Below are 24535 nucleotides of genomic sequence, written 5' to 3' on the forward strand. Positions count from 1 at the left end.
AATAATTATTATCTGGATTTCATAAAGCGTTCAAAAAATCTGTAAAAAGTCGTATTTTCGTGTGATATACTTAACACAGTGTTTTGAGATGTTGTGAAAGTGAATATTATGTAAAAATATTCTTTAATATAACTGTACACAGTAATGAATAGAGACTAGGATGGTGAACTATCGATGCACATCGTCGTCGTTGGCCTGAATTATCGTACGGCTCCCGTGGAGGTTAGGGAACAGTTTGCTTTTGCGGAGAGTGATCTTCCGGCAGCGCTTCATCAATTGATGAAGACGAAGGGTGTGCTGGAAGGGGTCGTAGTAGCCACCTGCAACCGTACGGAAATTTATGTGGTCATGGACCGCCTTCATATGGGAGGGTATTTCCTCCGCGGCTTTATGGAGCAGTGGTTTGGAGTGAAAAACGAGCAATTTGCACAGCATATGTATATATATGAAGACGAGCAGGCGATTGCGCATTTGTTCCGCGTGACCTGCGGCCTGGATTCCATGGTGATTGGCGAGACGCAGATCCTGGGACAGGTGCGAAGTTCTTTTCTCACGGCTCAGGCTGAGGGTGTAACTGGAACTTGGTTCAATCGGTTATTTAAACAAGCGGTGACACTCGGCAAGAGAGCACATAGTGAAACGTCAATCGGCGAAAGCGCAGTATCTGTCAGTTATGCGGCAGTGGAGCTGGGCAAGCGGATTTTTGGCATGTTCACTGGTAAAAGAGTGTTGATTCTCGGCGCCGGCAAAATGAGCGAGCTCACTGTAAAGCATCTATATAGTAGTGGTGCGGCTGAGGTGATTGTCGCTAACCGTACGCTGTCGCGTGCGATTGAACTGGCAGAGAAGTTCTCGGGTAAGCCGAGTACGATTGAAGATGCGCTAAAAACTCTTAATGAAGTGGATATTGTGATCAGCTCGACGGGAGCTGATGGGTATGTACTTTCGGCAGATCAGGTAGCGAATGCTATGAAGCGTCGCCCTTCGCGGCCACTTTTTATGATTGATATAGCTGTACCCCGTGATATTGATCCTGCGGCGGCTAATGTGCCAGATGTTTTTTTGTATGATATTGACGATCTGGAGGGCATTGTGGAGAGTAACCTGGAAATGCGCCGGAGTGAAGCTGCGAAGATTGAAGTGATGATCGGTGAGGAAATGGATGAGTTCCAGCTGTGGCTTAAGACGCTTGGCGTGAGACCGGTAATCCGGGCGCTTCAGGATAAGTCGAATGCGATTCATGAGGAAACGATGGAGAGTCTGTTCAATAAGCTGCCTGAGCTGGACGAGCATCAGCGCAAGGTGATCCGTCGCTTGACCAAAAGCATTGTGAACCAAATGATGCATGATCCAATCAATGTAATTAAAGAGATGTCCGGTGGCAAGCAGGGGAATGAAGCTCTTGATTATTTCTCCAAAATCTTTGCGCTACAGGAACAGCTCGAATCTAATTCAGATGGCGGAGATTCCGCCCCGGTTAAGCAGTCTAGTTCCACAGAACGTACTGCCGGTAGCGGCGATTTTTCTGTGCCTAAGACGGTGCTTGCTCCGGCAGGCCTGTTGGGTAGGTGAGTGATATGCAACTGCTGAACGGAATATATGATGCCGCTCTGCTGCTATATGCCCTGAGCCTGCTGTTTGTTTTCTCGGATTGCCTTTATCGCAACCCGAGTGGGAAGCGGTTAGGCACGGGGCTTCTTGTTGTTGTGGGTCTTTTGCAAGCTGCAGGACTGGGGATTCGTTTCTCTCAGGAGAAGGGACTGCCCATTTTCACACCTTATGATTTCTTGTTCTGGTTTGCATTTAGTGTTGTGCTGACTTCGCTTGCGGTGGCTTTTACACGTGGAGGTGAGTTTACGATTCTGCTGCTTAGTGTGGCTGGATTCTGTGTTTTTCTCCTAAATCGGGTGTGGCTGACGGCGGGGGGACATACGCTTGAGACTTGGAGTTCGGTGTATGGCTGGTTGACAATGCATGTGATTTTGGCCAATTTGAGTTTTGCAGCACTGACACTAGGGACGGTATTTGCAATATTGTACTTATTCCTGCACACCAGACTCAAAAGCAAGCAATGGAGTGACCGAATTCGTCGTTTACCGAACTTAGAGACTACAGATAAATATTCTTACACCGCTATTCTGGTGGGGACTCCTTTGCTGGCAATCTCTCTGGTGGTGGCTAGCTTATCTATTGTTTCTGAGGGACGGACACTATTATTGAAGGATTTAAAAGTACTAACGACACTGATTGGCCTTGGAATTTACATATTTTATATTATCTTTAAGAAATCCGGGCGGAAAAGTGGAGTAAGTATGGCTCGCTGGGCGATTTTAGGATATGCTTTTACTATCTTGAATTTTTTGTTGAATTCTTTATCTGGTTTTCACGGTTGGAGCGGGGAGTGAAGAGCATGACTCGGTATTTGCCCATAATGCTGGATTGTGAAAAGCAACAGGTTGTGGTTATTGGCGGTGGTGCCGTGGCTGAACGGAAGGTGAGTGGGCTGCTGGAAGCTGGAGCGGTGGTTAAGATGATTAGTCCCTGTTTGACAGATACGCTTGCCTCTCTAGTGAAAAAGGGTCTCATGACCTGGCATGACCGCCCTTATGCTCCCGGAGATCTCCGTGGGGCCTTTCTCGTATATGCAGCCACTAACGATAGAACGGTTAATGAAGAGGTTGCGCAGGAGTCTAGGCGACTTGGCATTCATGTGAATGTGGCTAGCCATGCGGAAGCGGGGGATTTTATCACGCCCGGAGTTGTACGTAAGGGGCGTTTGACGGTAGCTGTATCTACTTCGGGTTCTGGTCCGCTTGCGGCTGCGAAGATTAAAAGTGTGCTTGAAGAGGCGCTGGATGCGGCGTATGAGCCATATTTGGATTTTGTACATACCATGCGAACCCGGATTAAGGAACAAGAATCTTCTGCTGAAGTTCGTGGAAAGCTTTTGCGGAAGCTTGGGGCGCTCGATGTGTTAAATGAAATAAGAAACGGTAGCTTTATTGCGTGGAGCCCGGAGGATATGGATGTTTGGATTGCTGATCATCGGGCGGAGTAAAAGTGCGCGTGGACACTGTGAAGATTACAAAATTAGGTTAGATTAATGATATGAGTACGGTTGAAGTGGCTGAAATAGTCGAAAGAGCGGCAAAAGTACCCCTTAATTGAGTAATAGTCGCCGATAGAGATAAATGAAGGGTATAAATACCCTTGAATTGCTCTAAAACGCTCATATTAGACAAAAGAAGTGCAGAAATACCCCTAAATTGAGCTATAACCGACGAAGGAGCTAAATAAAGGGCATAACTGCCCTTTAAATAGTGCGGAGTAGCTTTTGGTTAGTTTGGATTACTATATACGGTCTACGGTGAAGAGTAAGAGGCAGACGTAATCAGGAGGAATGGACAATGCGTAAGATTATTGTGGGGAGTAGACAGAGTGCGCTTGCGTTGACGCAAACGGGGCATGTGATTGCGGATCTGGAGCGACTGAGCGAGGAGCATGGTTTTGGATTCACTTTTGAAGTGAAAAAGATTGTTACCAAAGGGGACCGCATCCTTGATGTCACCTTGTCCAAGGTAGGCGGCAAAGGGTTGTTCGTGAAGGAAATCGAGCAGGCCATGCTGGAAAAGGAAATCGACATGGCGGTGCACAGCATGAAGGACATGCCCTCCGAGCTGCCGGAGGGGCTGATCAACGGTGCTGTGCCGAAGCGCGTCGATCCGCGCGATGCACTGATCTCTAACGGAGGCGTCTCGCTGGACGAGCTGCCTCAGGGCGCACGCGTAGGCACAAGCAGCCTACGCCGTTCCAGCCAGCTAGCTGCGCTGCGGCCTGATCTGGTCATTGAGCCCGTGCGCGGCAACATTGACTCGCGGCTGGGCAAGCTGGAGAGCGGCGAATACGACGCGATCCTGCTTGCAGCAGCGGGGCTGTCGCGCATGGGCTGGCAGGATCGCGTGAGCGCCTACCTGCCCCCGGAAGTTTGCCTGCCCGCTGTAGGGCAGGGCGCACTCGGCATCGAGTGCCGCGCAGATGACGCCGACCTGCGGAAGCTGCTGGCGTTATACAACGACGCCGATACAGCGTTGACGGTGGCGGCGGAGCGCACGTTCCTTGGCGCGCTGAACGGCGGCTGCCAAGTGCCAATTGGCGCTTATGCGGTGCTTGACGCAGCTGTGGAAGCCACTACTGCGGAGCACAAAATAATCTCCTTAACCGGGATGGTGGGGACACCTGACGGTTCAACGATTTTGAAAGAAACTTGCACTGGAGTGGATCCGGTACAGCTCGGCGAAGAAGTCGCTAAGAAGCTGATCGCAAGAGGAGCGGAGAAGATACTGTCAGACGTTAGGGGATGAGGGGATTGACGGGGAAGGTTTATTTGGTAGGTGCAGGTCCCGGGGACGCAAAGCTGATTACTGTAAAAGGCCTCGAGTGTATTCAAAAAAGCGACGTGCTGGTGTACGATCGGCTGGCAAGTCCTAGATTGCTGAAATGCATGAAGCCCGGCGGCGAGAAGATTTATGTTGGCAAGTTGCCGGATCGCCACACGATGAAGCAGGAAGAGATTAATCAATTGTTAGTTGATCTGGCTTTACAGGGGAAAACAGTGGTGCGGCTGAAGGGTGGGGACCCTACGATTTTTGGCCGCGTAGGTGAAGAAGCGGAGCTGCTGCGCAAAAATGGGATCTATTACGAAATCGTACCGGGTATCACGTCGGCGATCAGCGTACCTGCTTATGCGGGTATACCTGTCACGCACCGCGATCATGCTTCTTCCCTGTCGATTATCACCGGACATGAGAGTCCAGATAAACTGGATCATTCCATTCATTGGGATAAAGTAACGAATGCCACAGGGACGTTAGTGTTCCTGATGGGCGTAGCTAAAATAGGATATATCAGCGCCCAGCTGATCAAGCATGGGCGTCCGCCAGAAACACCAGTGGCGCTGGTGCGCTGGGGTACCCGCGCAGATCAGGAGACGTTGACGGGAACCCTCGCCGATATTGAAGCGAAGGTGAAGGCGGCGGATTTTCAGCCGCCGGCCGTCATCGTCGTTGGCGACGTGGTGCTGCAGCGTGAGCAGCTCAAGTGGGCCGAGGCGATGCCGTTATTCGGCAAACGCATCGTGGTGACACGGGCTCGCAGCCAAGCGAGCGAGCTGGTGGATATGATTGAGGAACTCGGCGGGGAACCCTACGAGTTCCCGGTGATCGAGACGATCATGCCGGAAGGCGCAGAGAAGAAGGAGAAGATTGCAGCGGCGTTTGGCGCGCTGGAATCGTACGACTGGGTATTCTTCACTAGCCCGAACGGCGTGGAGTTTTTTTGGCGCCACTTGGCGGAGCAGGGGGCGGACATTCGGAGGCTTCACCGCGCAAGGATTGCAGCGGTGGGGCCGGGTACAGCAGCCGCGCTGGCGCAGCGCGGGGTGATTGCTGAGGAACTTCCGGCGAAGTTTCAGGCGGAAGGTCTGATTGAGACGTTCGGTCCCCGGCTGCTGCCGGGGCAGAACGTGCTACTGCCGCGCGGCGATCTGGGGCGCGACTGGCTGCCGGACAAGCTGAGAGAGCTTGGCCTCCAAGTGACAGACGTCGATACCTATGAGACGGTTGTGACGGGTGAGGATGATGACGAGCTGTTGAAGTTGCTGGAGGAGGGGCGCGTACACGCGGTGACTTTCACCAGTTCTTCGACGGTACGCAATTTCATCCACATTCTGAAAAGAATGGGGCTCGAAGATCCACTCCCACTGCTAGCTAACGTGAAAATAGCCTGCATCGGACCATTAACCGAGCAGACTGCCGTGGAAGCGGGGCTTACCCCAGGACTGCTACCTGAAGAAGCAACTATTAATAGTCTGGTGCAGGAACTCTGTCGCTGGAATGCGGAGACTAGGCTCAAGTAGTTTCATAGAGATAGGTGAGCAATAGCCATATTAATATAAGTAATCTTAGACTGGTTGTAGTTTGTACAATAGAGTCTCTTAAATTTAGAATCAATTTCAATTCTAAGTCTTTTCTATTGCACATTCTGCAATGAAATCAGATTGTTAACTAACTGGCAGTTAGACGGGCAAACTATAAATGTCCGTTGCGTCTATATATTTTATTTTCAGGAGGATGAACAAATGAGCTTTCCAATTACACGTCACCGTCGTCTACGCGGTTCTGCTGGAATTCGCGGTATGGTGCGGGAGACAGTACTGAATGTACTGGATTTTGTACAGCCTATATTTGTGACTTATGGAACAGGTGTGAAGAATGAGATTAGCTCGATGCCGGGCGTGTACCATTTTTCGCTGGATACTTTAAAAGCTGAAGTGGACGAGATTGCCGCACTAGGCATTCCGGCTGTACTGTTATTCGGGATTCCTGAAACGAAGGATGCTATCGGTTCTTCCGGTTTCGCAGAGGATGGAATTGTGCAAGAGGCTACTCGCTTGATCAAGCAGTGGTACCCTGAACTGTTGGTCGTTGCAGATACCTGCCTTTGTGAATTTACGGATCACGGACATTGCGGGATGGTGCATACGCATACGGTAAATGGTGTGGTACACGGTGATGTCATCAACGATGCATCGCTAGAGCTGTTGACCCGTACGGCGGTATCTCAAGCTAAAGCTGGAGCAGATATTATTGCCCCTTCGAATATGATGGATGGATTCGTACACGCAATTCGTGCGGGACTAGATGAGAATGGCTTTGAACATGTGCCGATTATGTCGTATTCGGTCAAATATGCTTCGGCATTTTATGGCCCTTTCCGCGAAGCTGCGGATTCAGCACCACAGTTTGGAAATCGCAAAACCTATCAAATGGACCCTGCCAATCTGCGCGAAGCGCTTCGTGAAGCAGAATCCGATGTGCTGGAAGGCGCAGATATGTTAATGGTGAAGCCGGCTCTGGCTTACTTGGACGTGATTCGTACGATCCGCGACCAGTTCGATTTGCCTCTTGTGGCTTACAATGTGAGTGGCGAATATTCCATGGTAAAAGCAGCAGCGCTGCAAGGCTGGATTGACGAGCAAGCCGTTGTGCTGGAAATGCTGACTGGCATGAAACGGGCCGGAGCGGATATTATTATTACTTATTTTGCAAAAGATGCTGCGCGCTGGCTGCGTGGTTAATCTATACCTGTGTGACCAAGAACAGAATAGGAGTGAAGATAGATGAGTAATGAGCCAATGGCGCGTAAAGAGGAAGCGTCCCGCAAGGCTTTTGATGAAGCAAAACAATATATTCCCGGTGGGGTGAATAGCCCTGTACGGGCGTTCAAATCCGTAGGATTGACTCCAATTTATGTGGATCATGGGATCGGCTCGCGTATTTATGATATCGACGGCAACAGCTTTATCGACTATGTATGCTCATGGGGACCGCTGATTATGGGTCATGCGCATCCTGAGGTTGTAAAGGCATTGCAGGAGACGGCGGTAAAAGGGACAAGCTTTGGTGCACCTACTTTACTTGAAACTGAAATGGCAAAAACGGTTGTCGAACGTGTAGCCTCTGTAGATATCGTACGTATGGTTAACTCCGGAACGGAAGCGACGATGAGTGCGATTCGTTTGGCACGTGGTTATACGGGACGCAGCAAAATTTTGAAATTCGAAGGCTCCTACCATGGTCACGCAGATAGTCTGCTTATTAAAGCGGGTTCCGGTGTAGCCACTTTAGGTTTGCCGGACAGCCCAGGTGTTCCCGAAGGTGTGGCAGTAAATACGATTACAGTTCCATACAATGATTTGGAGTCCACTCAGATTGCTTTCGAACGTTTTGGCAGTGAGATTGCCGCAGTGATCGTAGAGCCGATTGCCGGCAACATGGGTGTTGTGCCACCACTTCCGGGATTTCTGGAAGGACTTCGCAAGTTAACTTCAGACCATGGATCTTTGCTTATTTTTGATGAGGTAATGACAGGCTTCCGTGTCAATCGTGGCTGTGCTCAAGGCTTGTTCAACATTACTCCGGATATTACCTGCTTCGGCAAAGTCATCGGTGGAGGACTTCCAGTCGGTGCTTATGGCGGCAAAAGAGAGATCATGGAGCAAATCGCTCCTACGGGACCGATCTATCAGGCTGGCACACTTAGCGGTAATCCATTAGCGATGGCGGCAGGACTCACTACGTTGAAGCTACTGACACCGGAAGTTTATGATCGTCTGGAACAATTAGGGGCGCGTCTGGAGGCAGGCTTGAAAAAGAATGCAATCGAGACCGGTGTTCCGCTGACAATTAACCGCGTGGGCTCGATGGTCTGTCCGTTCTTCACGGAAGGACCAGTAACTAACTTTGAAACGGCCAAGACTAGCAACACGGATCTATTCCGTCGTTATTTTGGTCATATGCTGAGCCAAGGCATTAGCGTGCCACCTTCACAGTTTGAAGGCATGTTCGTGTCGGCTACGCATAGTGAGCAGGATATTGATGATACCATTGAGGGCCACTATAATGCCCTGAAGGCCCTTTGAGTATTGGAGCCGGAGAACGAACCGGTGGTGGAGCTTGGACTAGACGTGGGGAGTGGCTGGAAGTAACACCCGGCAAAATCATTACAGGAGCCGAGGATTCTGAAGCTGCGATTGACAAGTGGCTGCTGGAAACTGTAGGTATGCCTGAGAAGCTTCATCTGCGTCTGCGCCGCGAGGGGGGCATTCAGTGGAAGGGAGATCGACTTCGACTGGCGCTTTTTCCGGATCGTAAAGCCGGCATTGAACCAGTATGGGAAGAGCTTGAGGTGCTGTATGAGGATGATTTTTGCTTGGTGGCCCACAAGCCGGCAGGCATGGCGGTTCATCCGGATGGCAGTGGCTTAGGTGTAACGCTGGATCACCTTGTAGCTGCGCATTATGTCGCTACCGGTGTTAGTGCAGCTGTAAGGCATATTCACCGACTGGACAAGGATACAACAGGTCCGGTGATGTACGCGAAGAATGAGTTCGCACAGCTTGTCCTAGACGAGAATATGCGTGAAAAAAGCATCTCGCGGCTCTACGCCGCGATCGCCCGAGGCACAGTGCCGCCTACGCTTAAAGTGATCGACGCGCCGATAGGGCGCGATCGTCATCATGCGGCGCGGAGAAGAGTCTCACCCGGCGGACAGTCCGCCGTGACTCGAATCATCGGACGCGAAGCACTGCATGGCGGGAGCCTGGTGCATGTGCAGCTGGAGACCGGACGGACGCATCAGATTCGCGTCCATCTCAGCCATATGGGTCATCCCTTGTATGGGGATGCGCTATATGGCGGCCCGGTCTGGGCTTCCAGCGCTAGTGGCCGACATGCGCTCCATGGCGAGACGCTGTCTTTCCGCCACCCTTGGAGCGGTGAACAACTGGAAGTAAGCGATCCATGGCCGGAGGATATGCTTCAGCTGCGGGAGCTGCTGTCTGAATCGCCTTGACGGCTACGTTATAAACCTGAGAATCGTGGTATCAGCAAATGCTGGTATAACGGTTCTTTTTTTATCTATTTTTTCGTAGGGTATATAATTTTCTGTTTTTTCAGAAAGAAGCATCTATCTATGTCCTAATAGCAAAAGCAGCATATAATACTTTGTTCATGCGGAGTAGTACATCTATTGGCCGGCAGATAGGTTCGAATAGTCCCTGAATTTATGAAATTAATAGCATCCTGTCCGGTTAGTGCTACCAAAGTTGTCATGCCTTTCTGTTTGAAGCATATACATGTGGGGAGTAACATTTTGGGCTTATGCTCTGGGCCTGTCTCAGGGTTAGATTATGCCAAGAAGGAGGACATATCCCGTGTTTGATCAGTCCCACGGCTTGCGGTTTGATATTTATGAACGCATTCACCTATCGGAAGAGCTTCCGGGAATAGCTGAGCTGGAGGAGGTTGAACTACTTCCGGAAATCCAGGTGATTCAGCGGGAGGATCGTGCCGAGTTATATGGTCAGCTGTTGCTTACCGGACTCTACCGGAGTGAAGATGACCGAACACAACGTCTGGAGCATGCCATTCCCGTAGAAATCACTGTTCCGCTTACACGCGTCAGCTCGATTGAAGATATCGGGGTGGAGATCGAGAATTTTGATATTGATCTGCTCACGATGCGCACAGTGAATATAACAGGCGTATTATCACTGCGGGGAATCGGTGGTGCGGAGCCTCAACCACAACCGGCCTGGCAGCAGGAAGAGTACACAGTTGCCTATTCCCCTCTCAGTGATGACAGGGTAATCGAAGCATCTGCAGAGAACCAAGAGCACGAAACTGATGCACTTTATGAAAATTCTCAGTGGACCTTTGGCGAGGATGCATCGGAGGTTGCCGTAGAAGAACATGAGCATGCTGAAGCTAATGCAGACGCATCAGAGGCTCCACTGGTCTCGAGTGGAGCTGGTCATTCGTCCCCTATAGTGAATTTCTCATCCGCTCATGAGAAGGACAAGGGCGCGAAAGCTCGGACGCATAGTCTGGATTCGCAAACAGAGGATTCCAAAGCAGGAATAGCGGATTACTGGTTTAAAGCTGAGTCACAGAATGAAGCTGAGGCCACTCAGCTGAATCAAGTTAGCCAGGCGAGTCAAGCGGATCAGGAGCAAGAAGCTGAGTATACTTTTGCTTCAAGAGAAACCGCTGTTCCGGCAGCTAATGCTGATGCGGATCAAGATATTGCTGTATTCGCTTCGGAAAACGAGGCCAGTAATGAGCTTCATGCACAAGAAGAGAATGCTCAGCCGATCCACGAGAATACGAATGAAGTTTTTGTTTCTCAAGAGACTGTGCCACAGTCAGAGGAGAAGCAAGATCTTAAGATTGCGCTAGGAAGCAAGAAAGAAGCAGAGGCTCCAGTCAAAGAGCATCTCACCTTCTCTTCATTACTCAGTTCTAGTCGTTCTCGTAAAGAACAAGAGGCTCTCCTATCTGAAGGAAATGCATCGGCTGCAGCGATCATTCCAGAGGCCGGAAATAATACGGAGTGGAAGAGCAGATTCATTGCTGGAGCAGATGGCGCTAACCTATTCCGTAAGGTTCGCCTTTGCATCGTGCAGCGTGAAGAAACGCTGGATACAATCGCAGAGAAGTATCAGCTAAGTGCGCGGGAGCTGGGAATGTATAATCGATTGTCTGGGCAGAGTGTAGAAGAAGGGCAAGTATTGTACATTCCGTAATTGAATTACAATGCGTACTCATATGAATAGGTGAATCCCGATCTGATAGTAGATCGGGATTTTTGTCTAAATATAAGAATATATAAGTTTCACGTTATACATTATCCTTATATTTCTCGAATAAACGCTTACCGTCCGTAAAAGGACGTCGAAGGCGTTTATTCTTGTGTGACCGGAGAACGTTAGAATGTGGGGTATCTAACCAACGCAGAGTGATGAATCGAATGAAAATTCGACATATGCACGCTATAAGTCGAAATTCCGCTTAAAGTCCCGCTGTAGAAGCCTATTCAGGTTGACTAGGGATGACTCAAAATGTATTATGGAGTAAGCAATATCTAAGTAAAGACTGGGAACGGGAAGAGTAGGCGGTCAGCCCTTCAGAGAGCGGAATGCAAGTGCTGTGACATTCCGTAGGATACAGCCACCGAAGTCGCCCCGGAGTCGCCCTTCTGAGCTTGTCTTCATGGATATGAAAGATAAGTTAGGATGTGGCCGGTAGCAGCCGTTATCTGTACGAGTGTCGCGCTAAGCTTCTGAACCGCAAGGTGAAAGAAGTGCAGGTTTATTTTTCATTGGCGCGAAACAAAGGTGGTACCGCGAAAGAATGGCCTTTCGTCCTTTGAGACGAGGGGTCTTTTTGTTTTTTAGAAACCAACTACAAGTAACCAAGTGGAGGTATCAGAGAATGGCTGACCAAAACAATCTAACAGCGGCAGAGTTGCCGAACTTGCAAGATACAGCGGCAGATGCTGCCGCTGCAAATGATTCTAAGAATGAAATGCCAACCACGTATGATCCGAAATCGGCAGAAACCAAGTGGTATTCCTATTGGACAGAGGGTGGATATTTCCGTGCAGGCGGGCGTCCAGATGCAAAAGCATACAGCATTGTAATCCCGCCGCCAAACGTAACGGGAATGCTGCACATTGGTCATGCGCTTGATTTTACGCTTCAGGATATCCTGATTCGTACAAAACGGATGCAAGGCTTCGACACGTTGTGGCTACCAGGTACGGACCATGCCGGTATCGCAACGCAGACAAAGGTAGAGCAAAAGCTGCGTGAGCAGGGAATTTCTAGACATGATCTCGGCCGCGAGAAGTTCCTGGAGCAGGTGTGGGAGTGGAAAGATAAATATGCGAACACCATTCATGAGCAGTGGGCTAAGATGGGGCTTTCCCTTGACTATTCCCGCGAACGGTTTACCCTGGATGAAGGGTTGTCGAAAGCTGTACGCGAGGTATTCGTTAAGCTCTATAATAAAGGCTTAATCTACCGCGGCAAACGCATTATCAACTGGGACCCGGCGGCTCGTACAGCATTGTCGGATATCGAGGTTGAATATAAAGAAGTTAATGGTCACTTGTATCATCTGCGTTACCCGCTCAAAGACGGTAGCGGATTTATTACAGTAGCTACCACACGTCCGGAGACCATGCTGGGTGATACAGCGGTTGCTGTTCATCCGGAAGACGATCGTTATAAAGATCTGATCGGCAAAACGTTGATCCTGCCGATTATTGGCCGTGAGATTCCGATTATCGCTGATGATTATGTAGACAAAGAGTTTGGTAGTGGTGCGGTTAAGATTACACCAGCTCATGATCCGAATGACTTCGAGATGGGTCAACGTCACAATTTACCGCAGATTAACGTAATGGATGAGAGCGGTACGATGAATGAAGAAGCAGGACCTTACCAAGGTCAAGACCGGAGCGTATGTCGTAAGGCTATCACTGCTGACCTGAAGGAGCAAGGTGTGCTGATCAATATCGAAGATCATGTGCATCAAGTAGGACACAGTGAACGCTCTGGAGCGGTTGTTGAGCCGTACTTGTCCACACAATGGTTTGTGAAGATGCAGCCACTCGCTGAAGCTGCCATCAATGCACAGAAGGATGGGAACGGGGTTAACTTTGTACCGGACCGTTTCGAGAGAACTTACCTGAACTGGATCGAGAACGTACGTGATTGGTGTATTTCCCGTCAGCTGTGGTGGGGACATCGTATTCCAGCATGGTATTCCGAGTCTACTGGTGAATTGGTTGTGGCAAATGACGAGGAAGAAGCGCGCCGGATCAGTGGCCTAACCGACTTGAAACAGGACGAAGATGTACTGGATACCTGGTTTAGCTCTAATCTGTGGCCTTTTGCCACACTGGGATGGCCAGATGAGAACAGTGCAGATTTCAAACGCTACTATCCGAACGATGTGCTTGTAACAGGCTACGATATTATTTATTTCTGGGTAGCGCGGATGATCTTCTCAGCTCTTGAATTTACCGGAGAAAAACCTTTCTCAGATGTATTGATGCATGGTCTGGTACGAGATTCCGAAGGTCAAAAAATGTCCAAATCACTCGGAAATGGCGTAGACCCCCTTGAAGTAATCGAGAAGTATGGCGCAGATGCAATGCGTTACATGATTTCTACCGGAAGTACAGCTGGACAGGATCTACGCTTCCGTTGGGAAAAGGTTGAGCAGGCGCGTAATTTCGCCAATAAGATCTGGAATGCATCACGCTTCGCGTTGATGAATTTGGAAGGCGTAAGCTTTGAGAATATTGACATTTCGGGTGAGCTAAGTACTGCTGATCGCTGGATTTTGCACCGTCTGAACGAAACTTCTCGTGAGATTACGCGTCTAATTGACTCGTACGAGTTCGGTGAGACCGGTCGCCAGCTGTACAACTTCATTTGGGACGATCTATGTGACTGGTATATTGAGTTCGCGAAGCTGTCACTTTACGGATCAGACGCCGCGGCCAAAGCGAAGACACAGTCTGTACTTGCCTATGTACTAGACCGCACGATGCGCCTGATTCATCCGTTTATGCCGTTTATTTCGGAAGAAATCTGGCAGCACCTGCCGCATGAAGGGGAGACGATTACCCTGGCTGCATGGCCGGAGTATGATGCTGCTCTGGAGAACCCGCAAGCGGTAGCGGAAATGAATCTGCTGATGGATGTAATCCGGGCCGTTCGTAATATCCGGGCTGAAGTGAATGTACCGATGAGCAAAAAGGTTGAATTGATCATCAAAGCGGGTAATGAAGAGACGCTGAGTATTATCACCCGTAACGACAACTACATTGGACGCTTCTGTAATACATCTTCCTTCGAAGCTGGACTGAATCCAGAAACGCCGGATAAGGTAATGTCCGCTGTAGTAACAGGAGCAGAACTGCTTCTGCCATTGTCGGGACTCATTGATATTGAACAAGAAATCGCTCGTCTGGAAAAAGAAGTACAGACGCTGAACAGCGAAGTAGAACGCGTAGAGAAAAAGCTGAGCAATCAAGGCTTCGTGGCCAAAGCTCCTGCTAAAGTTATCGAAGAGGAACGGGCGAAGCAGGCAGATTATTCTGCTAAACGTGAGAAAGTACTTGCCCGCATCGCAGAGCTGAGAGGATAAGAGACATGGATGACCTAAATCGGGGCGGAAGTACCGCCCCTCTTGCGACATACACCGAAGCGGTTGATTGGATCAAGAGCCTAATCCCTTTTGGGATACGGCCAGGTTTAGATAGAATCGAGATGTTGATGGACAAGCTGGGAAATCCGCACCGTCGGCTGAAGTTTATTCATGTGGCGGGTACGAACGGCAAAGGTTCAACTTGTGCTTTTTTGACTAGTGCACTTATACAAAGCGGCTATTCAGTAGGCACCTTTACATCTCCGTATATTACAAAGTTCACGAACAGGTTCCAATATAATAATACGGACATCTCTGAAGAAACGCTTGTCGAGCTGGTTAACCAATTACGTCCACTAGTCCAAGAAATTTCGGAAACGGAGTTTGGCTCACCTACGATGTTCGAGGTAACTACAGCAGTGGCCATTCTATTTTTTGCGGGCGTCTCTTGTCCTGATGTTGTCGTATGGGAGACCGGGCTTGGGGGAAGGCTGGATGTAACGAACATCGTGACTCCGATTGTTTCTGTGATTACTAATGTTGGTCATGATCACATGGATATTTTGGGAGATACGCTAGAGAAGATTGCAATGGAGAAAGCCGGAATTATTAAGACGGGCGTACCTGTTGTTAGCTGCGTAACTCAGCCGGAAGTCGTAGCGGTTCTGAAAGAGAAAGCAGCGGCTTGCCGCTCTACTCTTTATCTTGCCGGAGAAGATTTTAGCTATGAGGCTAATGAAATCCGTGAGGATGTGCAGACTTTTCATTTTAAGGGTCCCTTTCGTTCGCTTGAACTTGGGATCGTAATGAAAGGCGAGCACCAGATTAGCAATGCGGCAGCTGCCATGATGGTACTTGAGGTTCTGCGTCAGTATATGGCCTTTATGCTTGAGGATGAAGATGTGCTTGAAGGTTTGCGCCACGCATTCTGGGCTGGAAGGCTGGAAGAGGTAAGCAAGTCTCCAAGGATTGTACTGGACGGAGCACATAATCCGGAAGGTGCGGAGAGTCTTGCAAAAAGTCTGCCTCAGCTCTATCAATACGGTAAATTAAATTTACTTATGGGAATGCTGTCAAATAAGCATCATGAATCCTACTTTAAGCATATACTGCCTATAGTGGATACGCTCATCCTGACCGAACCGGATTTCCAGAACAAAATGGACGCGGAGAATCTGCAAGTTATCGCAGAAAGTCTGCGGGAGAAATATGCCAAGGAAAACTTGGCAATCATAGTAGAACATAATTGGGGAAAAGCGCTGCAGCTACTGAAGTCGATTACAGCGGAGGATGACCTTGCCGTCGTATCTGGTACGCTGTATTTAATCTCTGACGTACGCGGTACACTTTTGCAGCAACCCGATACTGAAAAAGGCTGGTGACGACTGTTGGATACTACTGAACGTGTGCATTTTATAGGGATCGGCGGCTACGGAATGAGCGCGATTGCCCGGGTAATGCTAGAAATGGGATATACAGTTACGGGCTCCGATGTGGCTGCCCAAGAATTAACGGATAAATTGATTGCTAAAGGTGCCAAGATTTATATCGGGCATACAGCAGAACAAGTAAAAGGTGCGGATCTAGTCGTATACTCTACGGCTTTGTCTAGTGATAATGTGGAATGGGTGGAAGCTGAGCGTCTTAAGATTCCAATTCTGCATCGTTCGCAAATGTTAGCCCGTTTATTGAATGAACGTAAAGGGGTAGCCGTTGCTGGAGCACACGGGAAAACTACCACCTCCTCCATGATTGCACTTGTGATGGAAGAGTGCGACGTTGATCCAACGTATATTATCGGTGGAGAGATTATGAATGTAGGTACGAATGCAAAGGCGGGACAAGGTGAGTTTGTAGTAGCGGAAGCGGATGAGAGTGATGGCTCTTTCCTGCACTATCACCCTTGGCTTGGGATCGTTACGAATGTTGAAGCGGATCACTTAGAAAATTACGACGGAGACTTTAACCGTCTTAAGGCTGCATACGTGCAGTTCATGAACCAAACGCGCGAAGATGGAACTGCTATAGTATGCGCTGACGACGAGAATGTGATTTCTCTTTTACCTGAAGTAACAGGTAAGGTGATTACTTATGGCATCAAGTCGAACACTGCGGATTATATTGCCACTGATATCGTTCTAGGCGATCGTCAAGTATCGTACACGATGAATCATAATGGAGAAGTGCTTGGACGGATTGAACTCTCCGTTCCCGGACAGTACAATCTTTATAATTCAATGGCAGCGGTAATCGCTTGTTTGAAATCAGGGATTTCTTTCGAGAAAATCGCTGAAGCGATTGTGAAATTCCATGGTGCGAAGCGCCGTTTTCAAGTGCTCGGAGAAGTCAATGACATTCTGGTCATTGATGATTATGCGCATCATCCTACAGAGATTCAGGCAACGATCAGTGCTGCCAAGGCAACAGGAAAACGGATTATTGCGGTATTCCAGCCTCAGCGCTATACACGTACTTTCTTCCTGTTAGATGCTTTCAGCCGTGCCTTTAGCGAAGCTGACGAAGTCATCATCACTGATATTTACTCTCCGGCTGGAGAGAAACAGATCGAAGGTGTTACTTCTGCGAAGCTGGTTGAGCTTATCGTTAAGAACAGTAATGCGGGCGCGAGACATCTGCCAACCAAAGAAGATGTGCTAGCTGATCTGACACCTCGTATTGCTCCAGGTGATCTGGTGATTACGATGGGCGCGGGCGATATCTGGAAGGTCGGATACGCACTGGCAGACGGTTTGAAGAAGAAGCATTAAGTTTGCAAATTGAGGCCAATTCGAGGATATTTATATTCTCTATTCAATAGCACTTCCCCAAAATTCCCTTCAGATAATCCTTGTGTTTATCTGAAGGGAGTTTAGAGGGAAGTGTTTTTTTGGTATTGTTAACGTATTTACTGATATAGTTATAAAGTGCTATAGTGCTGTCAGAAGAGGATCGATTTTTCAACGTATATTTGGGATCCCCACAAAGTACCCGAGTACGCATCGAAGCAAAGCCGCACTTTGTGGGGATATTTTCGCATAGGTGGTGACGTATGAGCTCCCTGCTTGAAATTAGAACACTGATTTATTTGTTTATTTTCGGAAATTTATTTATATTGCTGCTTATAACCAATTATCGAAGTACCGCTGTTAAAGATACAGCCTCCACCTTGTTCATCCGATCAAAGGAAGTGCAGCTACTCTTTTGGTGTTCGATTTTATTATGGGATTATCTCCCTCATGCGTTGTCCATTCCGCTTAGCAATGCTCTGATGCTTGGAGGGTGCTGTCTCGAAATTACAGCGTTACTGCTGATGATGGGAGTACTGGGGCCAAGAATAAAGCGATATTACATCATTCTTTCGATATTGAGTGCAATCAGTTTTAGTATCATCGCATTATTTTTTAATCAAACCAACTTGCGTATCGCCTGTACTTCACTTTGGTCTATACTGTTTGTAGTTTATCCGGCTTATCATCTAACTGTGAATAAAAAGGCTACACCTCTTCAAAAAATATTAGGTGTATTATTTTATGTATTTGCAGCGATTATGCTGATGCGGGCACTTGTTGCACTGATTTGGGAGCCCGAGATGAATGTGTTCTCCACCAATCTTACGCAGTATTTGTATTATCTGGGGATGTATTTATTATTTATTGTGGGGGCTGCCGGTTTTATTCTACTCTCAAATGAGCATTCCTTCGTCAAACTAAAAAGAATAGCTAGTTATGATGATTTGACTGGGATTCTAAACCGTGGGGCATTTCTTCAGGAAGCGGAGATAAAGCTTGAAAAGGCAGTTCGAGCGCAGGAGTACTTCTCATTTTTGCTATTGGATTTGGATTATTTTAAACAGGTCAACGATACTTATGGTCATGATACCGGTGACATTGTGCTGGAAGAGTTCGCATCGACGATTAAAGATAATCTCGGAAATGGCGATTTGTTTGGCAGACTGGGGGGCGAGGAATTCGCAGTCATACTCTGTGGGGTAGATGAGCAAAGCTGCGATCAGAAAGCTGAAGCGCTTCGTGAGACGATAATGAATACTTCCACTAATAAGGTTCAACAGGGGTACACAGTTAGTATAGGTGTAATTACGATCATGCCAGATCAGGAGATCTCGATAAATAAGTTGTACAAGCTAAGTGACAAGGCATTATATCAGGCCAAACAAGAGGGAAGAAATAGAGTCATCAGATACCGATATGTATACTGAGAGTCAGGAATACTAGGGGAGGTGAACTTCACTTATATGCATCTGGATCTCCAGACACTGCTGGTGTGTCTCTTTTTGTGGCAATCGTTCACGGTGCTGCTTATCGTGGTGTATCGTTTGCGTTATGCGCAGGAACAGACTTCTTCATTGTTTATCACAGCAAAATATTTGCAACTAGCAGCCTTGATCCTCTTATTACTGAAGGATTTTATAGATACACCACTTAGTCTACCGATCATAGTACTTCTTGCTTTGGCTGGGGGCACGCTCGAAAGCTTGGCGCTACTAATGCTTCTCAGAGTATTCGGGAGCAAGGTGGAGAGATATTATTCTATATTATTCGGAGTATCCATTCTCGTTGTGGTGCTTATGTATTTGTTGTTGCCTAAGGATCCTCTCGTTATTCCAGTCGCTTGTCTGGCTGGAGTTCTGATTATAGCCTATCCTGCTTATATACTATGTCTGAAGGTCATGGAGACTTCGCTACAAATAATAATGGGACTGCTATATTGTCTTGTTATCTTATCTTTGGTGGGTAGAGCCTTGGAACCGCTGTATTCCGTATTAGGAATCAATACACAAGTTGCACAATTTCTTTATTTGTTTTTTTATCTCGGGATTTATTTGTATATGTTTCTAGGAACCGCGGGAATTATGCTGCTTTATAGAGAGGATTCCTTTGCAGAAATGGAGCGGGTAGCAACTTATGATGAGTTGACCGGTATTTTGAATCGCAGGTCGTTCGTTCTGCGTGCTCGGCCTTTAATAGCTGCTTCAGCGATGAAGAAACTGCCCTATTCTTTTTTACTGCTGGATGTCGATCACTTTAAGAGCATAAATGATAATTACGGCCATAATACAGGTGACCAAGTACTAACTGATTTGGCGTCTAAAATAGAGCAACAGCTTGGCCATGGTGATCTGATCGGAAGATTTGGGGGAGAAGAGTTTGCAGTGCTCCTGCACAGAGCCGATGAGAAGAGTAGTGATGTTATTGCTGAAGGAATGCGCACAGCTGTTATAGGTTCTATGATTCGTGGCGTACCGCTGCACTACACGATAAGTATTGGAGTCATCACGATAGAATCGGGCGAACGTTTTTCTCTAAATAATCTCTATAAACTTTGTGATAATGCATTGTATCAAGCTAAGAAAAAGGGTCGGAACTGCGTTGTTAGAAGCTACGAAATATAAAAGTGTCTTCCTTTCGTCATTAGATGAGGAAGACACTTTTTTGTTTGCATAGGGAATAGTTCAGAATACCTAACGAGTATAAAATTTTGGAATAGAAAATTCATGTTCGTGTATTACTGGAAAAGTAGTTTTTTTGCTTGAATCTTCAAAAAAATAGCGATATATATAGGTTTATCGCAATGATTTTCGAATAAAGCATGAAAATATTTAAAAATTTTAAAGGTTTCCCTATAAATCGACAAAAATTTTATGTGAAATGAGTTACTATTGAACTGCATCTAAAGTTGCAGTGATAAGTAGAAAGGATTTATATAAAAAATTCAAGGAGCCAGAGTCATGCGAGAAAGAATGCTGTTCCTTTCAGCACAGAATCAAAGCGCAGAGGATCTAGAAGGAGAAATGAGAACAGGGAGTATTCTCGAGATTTTGCTAGGGAAATTTGATATTGATTTGCTGACGTATGCCAGTACGCACAAGGATATGTCTACAAATGATGGAGCTGCACTAACGGTTCATTACATTAACGGGTGCATTACCTCGTGGAGATCTATGCTGCGTCCCTTACATATATTACGGAATTTCACTAATCGAAGTCATGCGGAGAAAGACATGAAGAGTACCATCGTGGAGCTTTGTAGATCGAATAATTACAGACATGTATTTATATCGCATAGCTTGCTGGGAAATTGCATTGATATGGTTCGTAATCTGCTTCCTGAGGCCAGTGTTATTACAGATACGTATCGTTTTGAGAGCGGGCTTGCCGTTGGAAAAGAAATTGGGAAGCCGAGCAGCAGTAATCCTTATTATAAACTAAATGAGGCTTTGGTTCGGCGGAATAAGCGGAGACTAATGAATAAAACGGGTGTACTATTGGCAACCTCGGAATGGGATGCCCTTTCATTCAAATCTCTATCCTTTGCGGATGCCCGTAAGGTTCATGTTGTTCCTCATTTCATAAAAATGAATGAATACGACGCTTTTACTGAGCCTGTTGCAAAAGAAAATTCAATGGTTCTGCACTGGAATATGAACACCAGACAGGGGATTAAGGCTGCTCAAAACTTCTTTAAGAAAAGCTACCCTTTGATTAAAGAACAAGTGCCTGATATCAAGTGTTACATCACCAGTCATGAGGTTCATACGGATGTGTTGACGCTTGTAAAGGATGATGTATCGGTCATTATCACTGGACCTTTGAAACCGTCTGCTGATTATATACGTCGTGCAAAAGCGGTTCTTGTGCCTATCCTTGAAGGTTGTGAAGTCTCCAGAAACATTCTGGAATCATGGGCACTCAAAACGCCGGTGGTTACTAGTTCTATAGTATGCGAGCGATTGAACTGTGAGCATAACCGTAATATTTTGCTTGCTAATACCTCAGTTGATGTTGTTGCTAGTGTAATAACGTTGTTAAAGAATCCTGAGATGGCAACGATTATTGCTGATCGGGCGCATCGCACATTGTTGAAGGATTACGAAGTGAATTATGTGAAGAACAAGATTCTTAGTCTTGTGTAAAAAGTACGCCGGAGAAGGCACTGCCTGCAGTATATAAAAAACCCGCGAGGACGTTTTAGGGTCCTACGCGGGTTTTTTCATTCTTGTATGATTTTACAGCAGGTTGCGGCGCAATTCTTCTGGAGATTTCGGAGACAACATTCCAAGTGGAATATCGAATACTGTACGCGCTCCGCTCTGTCCTTCTTGACTCATACGCTGAGCGGCTCTGGCATAGGCCACGAGAACACTAGCTGTAAATTCTGGATTGCTCTCTAGCTTCAGGCCGAATTCAACAATCTGCTTCGTGCCTTCCCCTGTTACACCACTGCGAATAACAAACCCGCCGTGCGGAATTCCGCTATGCTGAGCTGCCAATTCTTCTTCAGTGATGAAAGTAACCGTAGTATCATAATCTGCAAAATAGTTCGGCATATTCACGATTTCTGCACGAATGCGTTCTTGATCTGCCCCTGCTTCAGCCACTACAAAACACTCTCTAAGGTGTTTTTGACGAGTGGTAAGCTCTGGTGTTTCACCAGCGCGAATGGCCTCAATAACCTCTTGTACTGGAACGGTATATTGTACACCAGCTTTAACTCCATCTACTCTGCGGATCGCATCGGAGTGGCCTTGGCTAACGCCTTTGCCCCAGAAGGTGTATTCTTTACCTTGTGGAAGAATAGCTTCAGCGAGCAGACGATTCATTGAGAATAAGCCTGGATCCCAACCAGTAGAAATTACGCTGAGTGTTCCACCTTGTTTAGCTGCGGCATCAACGGTCTCGTAGAACTCGGGGATTTTGGCATGAGTATCAAAGCTGTCCACGGTATTAAACATCCGGGCAATGGCTGGTGTTTGTTCTGGCAGATCGGTAGCCGATCCTCCACATAGAATCATAACATCCACTTTACCCTTATATTGTTCGACGGCAGAGATGTGTTCGAACTTCACACCGGCTTCTCCGGCTTCCAGTTGTCCAGGTTCTCTGCGCGTAAAGATCGCAACTAGCTCGATATCTTCACTTTGGTTGATAGCCTTACGTACACCTTTTCCTAAATTTCCGTAGCCTACAATAGCTGCTTGAATTTTTTGTTTCAGAAGAAGCCCTCCTAATCAGTAGTGAACTAAAGCATCATTTCTAGCTTACCTAGTATAGTGTACACTTTTAGCTCTTTTTATATAGTATATAAAAGGTACATGTAATGTAAACTGAATCTGCATAATCTTTCATAATTCCTATGGCTTAAAAATAGCATATCTCTCTATTGTCTATCATATATTTACTTATAGATTAGATGAGGTGAGGTGTAACTGTTGAATAACGGAAGAATGACATTCCGATTTGACGTGAACAAGGACGAGCCTAAACCAAAGCCTAAAGTGGTGGAGCGCTGGTCAAATGGCGGATTGGGCACAGCTGAAGAGTACGCTGAGGGACTGCGTCAAGAGGTAGGTCCAGCACAGCAAACATGGCTTTATGAGCCTGATTTTCGTTCCACGCATGAGGCACCACCGGAAGATTCCTATGACTATTACTCGGGTACTGTAGATCCACGCCAGGAAGAATGGGACGAACAGGATAAGGATTTTAGATATACACAGCAATCGTATCTTCTGTCAGATATGGTTTCGGATAGCAGGGATAAATTAGAGAATGTATCCTCTGGCAGTTACGGAGGCTCTTATCATACTCGACGTCCTTCGTATTGGTGGAAATTAGCTCTTTCTGTTACGGGAGCCATCGGCACAGGGGTACTGCTTGGTTATGCTGCACTTTCTTTCTTTTACGGAGGGAATATGGACAGTAGCTCTGGAAATGGGACAGCAGACATGGCGGCTACTTCAGTGCAGTCCAGTGGAGCTAAAGATCCGGCAGGTGTAGGTACATCAGGATTACCAGTGACGGGTACTGAAAATGCAGGGAAGAACACCATCCCAGTTCAAGTAGCTGCGCAAAGCTATTATCTGCTGCAGTACGGAGTATTCAGTACACCTGCAGGTGCTGAAGAGGCTCGCCAGGAGTTGTTAACCGCAGGATTGGCTGCGGGTATGGATCCTGCCGACGGCAATCGTGTGTATGCTGGAATATCATCCGACCGTGAACAGGCCAAGCTACTAAGCAGCGGACTAAAGAATCAGGGTATTGAGCTGTATGTGAGGGAGGTGGCACTTCCCGGGGCTGAACAGCTTGTCTATACAGGTAATGCAGAGGAAGTGAAGAACTATTTCTCCGTGAGTGGGCAGCTGCTCAGTGAACTAAGTAGTCAATCAGCTTCTCTACTTAGCGCTGGTCAAACAAGTACGACAGCAAATACCTCCGCTGTGAGTGATCTCCACCTGCAATGGAACGAAGCAGTAAAAGTGCTGGAACAAGGCGTATCTCCTGAAGCCAAAAGCATTTGCGCAGCGTTAGAGAAATCAATGAGCCAAGGGATATCAGCCTGGAGTGAATATAACAAGAACAAGGCTCAGGGCCTACTTTGGGAAGTGCAAGAATCGATGCTGAGCTTTTTGACTAGCCAGAAACAGCTACTAACTGCAATGAATTAACTGATAAATTGTTGACTTTAAAGACAGCAAGCCTCCAGATGTGGGGGCTTGCTGTTTTGGTGCGAAAGAGGAAATTATCCCTATATATCTTAAACTATAATTGATACGGAGGATGGTATCGCTCCGCAACTTTTAGTGCAAATGGTGGTAAACATTACCGTAAGGGATTTTACGTTTGTATTGATCACAATTTCACCGTATAATAATTAGGGTGTCAAAAAATGGCGAGGGAAGACTGAGATGAAGAAGAAAAATGTAGGAACACTGCTGTTATTTCTAATTCTAGGCTGGCTGGCTGGAGCCTGGATCGCCAAGCTACTGCAGCCGGTAAAGGCTCTTTCTTTTCTAACAACATCGACTGTGCTTAAGTGGTCTCCGCGAGCCGATTTGGACATCATAACCTATGACATCACTATTCATTTGAAATTGTGCATGCTAAGTCTCGTCGGTATTATTACAGCTGTATGGCTGTACCGAAGACTGTAACTCTCGTTACTGATCAAGAAGGGAC

At 47.2% G+C, this 24535-nt stretch carries 18 protein-coding genes and 1 other annotated feature; of the genes, 17 read left to right on the top strand and 1 reads right to left on the bottom strand.

The window, feature by feature from the left end:
- The first annotated feature begins 174 nt into the window (after nucleotides 1–174).
- From hemA to PAENI_RS16175, 15 genes are all read left to right on the top strand, one after another.
- A complete protein-coding gene (gene hemA, locus PAENI_RS16105; RefSeq protein ID WP_076286482.1) occupies nucleotides 175–1572 on the top strand; it encodes a glutamyl-tRNA reductase in 1398 nt (465 codons plus the stop codon).
- A 5-nt stretch (nucleotides 1573–1577) separates the two neighbouring features.
- Nucleotides 1578–2405, top strand: coding sequence for a cytochrome c biogenesis protein CcsA (gene ccsA, locus PAENI_RS16110; RefSeq protein WP_149646005.1), 828 nt, complete (start codon nucleotides 1578–1580; stop codon nucleotides 2403–2405).
- A gap of 5 nt (nucleotides 2406–2410) precedes the next feature.
- Nucleotides 2411–3058 carry a precorrin-2 dehydrogenase/sirohydrochlorin ferrochelatase family protein gene (locus tag PAENI_RS16115; RefSeq protein ID WP_149645987.1) on the top strand — a complete coding sequence of 216 codons (648 nt, stop codon included), beginning with the start codon at nucleotides 2411–2413 and terminating at the stop codon, nucleotides 3056–3058.
- A 349-nt stretch (nucleotides 3059–3407) separates the two neighbouring features.
- Complete coding sequence (gene hemC / locus PAENI_RS16120; RefSeq protein ID WP_149645988.1) at nucleotides 3408–4361, top strand: hydroxymethylbilane synthase; 954 nt, start codon at nucleotides 3408–3410, stop codon at nucleotides 4359–4361.
- A gap of 5 nt (nucleotides 4362–4366) precedes the next feature.
- Nucleotides 4367–5914: a uroporphyrinogen-III C-methyltransferase gene (gene cobA / locus PAENI_RS16125; RefSeq protein ID WP_149645989.1), complete on the top strand. Its 1548-nt coding sequence runs from the start codon at nucleotides 4367–4369 to the stop codon at nucleotides 5912–5914.
- Nucleotides 5915–6136: 222 nt separating this feature from the next.
- Complete coding sequence (gene hemB / locus PAENI_RS16130; protein ID WP_042191201.1) at nucleotides 6137–7135, top strand: porphobilinogen synthase; 999 nt, start codon at nucleotides 6137–6139, stop codon at nucleotides 7133–7135.
- Nucleotides 7136–7177: 42 nt separating this feature from the next.
- Nucleotides 7178–8479, top strand: coding sequence for a glutamate-1-semialdehyde 2,1-aminomutase (hemL, locus tag PAENI_RS16135; protein WP_188114593.1), 1302 nt, complete (start codon nucleotides 7178–7180; stop codon nucleotides 8477–8479).
- A complete protein-coding gene (locus PAENI_RS16140; protein ID WP_262495629.1) occupies nucleotides 8476–9411 on the top strand; it encodes an RluA family pseudouridine synthase in 936 nt (311 codons plus the stop codon). The genes hemL and PAENI_RS16140 overlap by 4 nt, the downstream gene beginning before the upstream one ends.
- A gap of 361 nt (nucleotides 9412–9772) precedes the next feature.
- Nucleotides 9773–11143 (top strand): LysM peptidoglycan-binding domain-containing protein, encoded by a 1371-nt coding sequence (locus PAENI_RS16145; RefSeq protein ID WP_188114594.1) that lies wholly within the window; start codon nucleotides 9773–9775, stop codon nucleotides 11141–11143.
- Nucleotides 11144–11485: 342 nt separating this feature from the next.
- Nucleotides 11486–11769 (top strand) — a binding site (T-box leader).
- A gap of 155 nt (nucleotides 11770–11924) precedes the next feature.
- Entirely contained in the window at nucleotides 11925–14561 is a 2637-nt protein-coding gene (locus PAENI_RS16150) for a valine--tRNA ligase (protein ID WP_076286506.1), read from the top strand.
- A gap of 5 nt (nucleotides 14562–14566) precedes the next feature.
- The gene (locus PAENI_RS16155) at nucleotides 14567–15943 is read left to right on the top strand and encodes a bifunctional folylpolyglutamate synthase/dihydrofolate synthase (RefSeq protein WP_042191194.1); all 1377 of its coding nucleotides are present in this window, start codon (nucleotides 14567–14569) and stop codon (nucleotides 15941–15943) included.
- Nucleotides 15944–15949: 6 nt separating this feature from the next.
- Nucleotides 15950–17329 carry a UDP-N-acetylmuramate--L-alanine ligase gene (gene murC, locus PAENI_RS16160; protein ID WP_042191191.1) on the top strand — a complete coding sequence of 460 codons (1380 nt, stop codon included), beginning with the start codon at nucleotides 15950–15952 and terminating at the stop codon, nucleotides 17327–17329.
- 281 nt (nucleotides 17330–17610) lie between these two features.
- Nucleotides 17611–18777: a GGDEF domain-containing protein gene (locus PAENI_RS16165; RefSeq protein WP_149645991.1), complete on the top strand. Its 1167-nt coding sequence runs from the start codon at nucleotides 17611–17613 to the stop codon at nucleotides 18775–18777.
- A gap of 36 nt (nucleotides 18778–18813) precedes the next feature.
- Nucleotides 18814–19971: a GGDEF domain-containing protein gene (locus PAENI_RS16170; RefSeq protein ID WP_149645992.1), complete on the top strand. Its 1158-nt coding sequence runs from the start codon at nucleotides 18814–18816 to the stop codon at nucleotides 19969–19971.
- A 336-nt stretch (nucleotides 19972–20307) separates the two neighbouring features.
- Nucleotides 20308–21492: a glycosyltransferase gene (locus PAENI_RS16175; protein WP_149645993.1), complete on the top strand. Its 1185-nt coding sequence runs from the start codon at nucleotides 20308–20310 to the stop codon at nucleotides 21490–21492.
- Nucleotides 21493–21585: 93 nt separating this feature from the next.
- Here PAENI_RS16175 and PAENI_RS16180 read toward each other — a convergent pair whose 3' ends face one another.
- A complete protein-coding gene (locus tag PAENI_RS16180) occupies nucleotides 21586–22572 on the bottom strand; it encodes a diaminopimelate dehydrogenase (RefSeq protein WP_076286493.1) in 987 nt (328 codons plus the stop codon).
- A 216-nt stretch (nucleotides 22573–22788) separates the two neighbouring features.
- On the opposite strand from PAENI_RS16180, the gene PAENI_RS16185 reads away from it, so the two are divergent.
- Together PAENI_RS16185 and PAENI_RS16190 are read left to right on the top strand one after the other, a co-directional pair.
- On the top strand, nucleotides 22789–24024 hold the full coding sequence (locus PAENI_RS16185; protein WP_149645994.1) for an SPOR domain-containing protein: 1236 nt from the start codon (nucleotides 22789–22791) through the stop codon (nucleotides 24022–24024).
- Between the two features lie 240 nt (nucleotides 24025–24264).
- A complete protein-coding gene (locus PAENI_RS16190) occupies nucleotides 24265–24510 on the top strand; it encodes a DUF4321 domain-containing protein (RefSeq protein WP_042191180.1) in 246 nt (81 codons plus the stop codon).
- Nucleotides 24511–24535: the final 25 nt, after the last annotated feature.

Source organism: Paenibacillus sp. B2(2019) (assembly GCF_008370385.1).
Taxonomy (GTDB): domain Bacteria; phylum Bacillota; class Bacilli; order Paenibacillales; family Paenibacillaceae; genus Paenibacillus_AQ.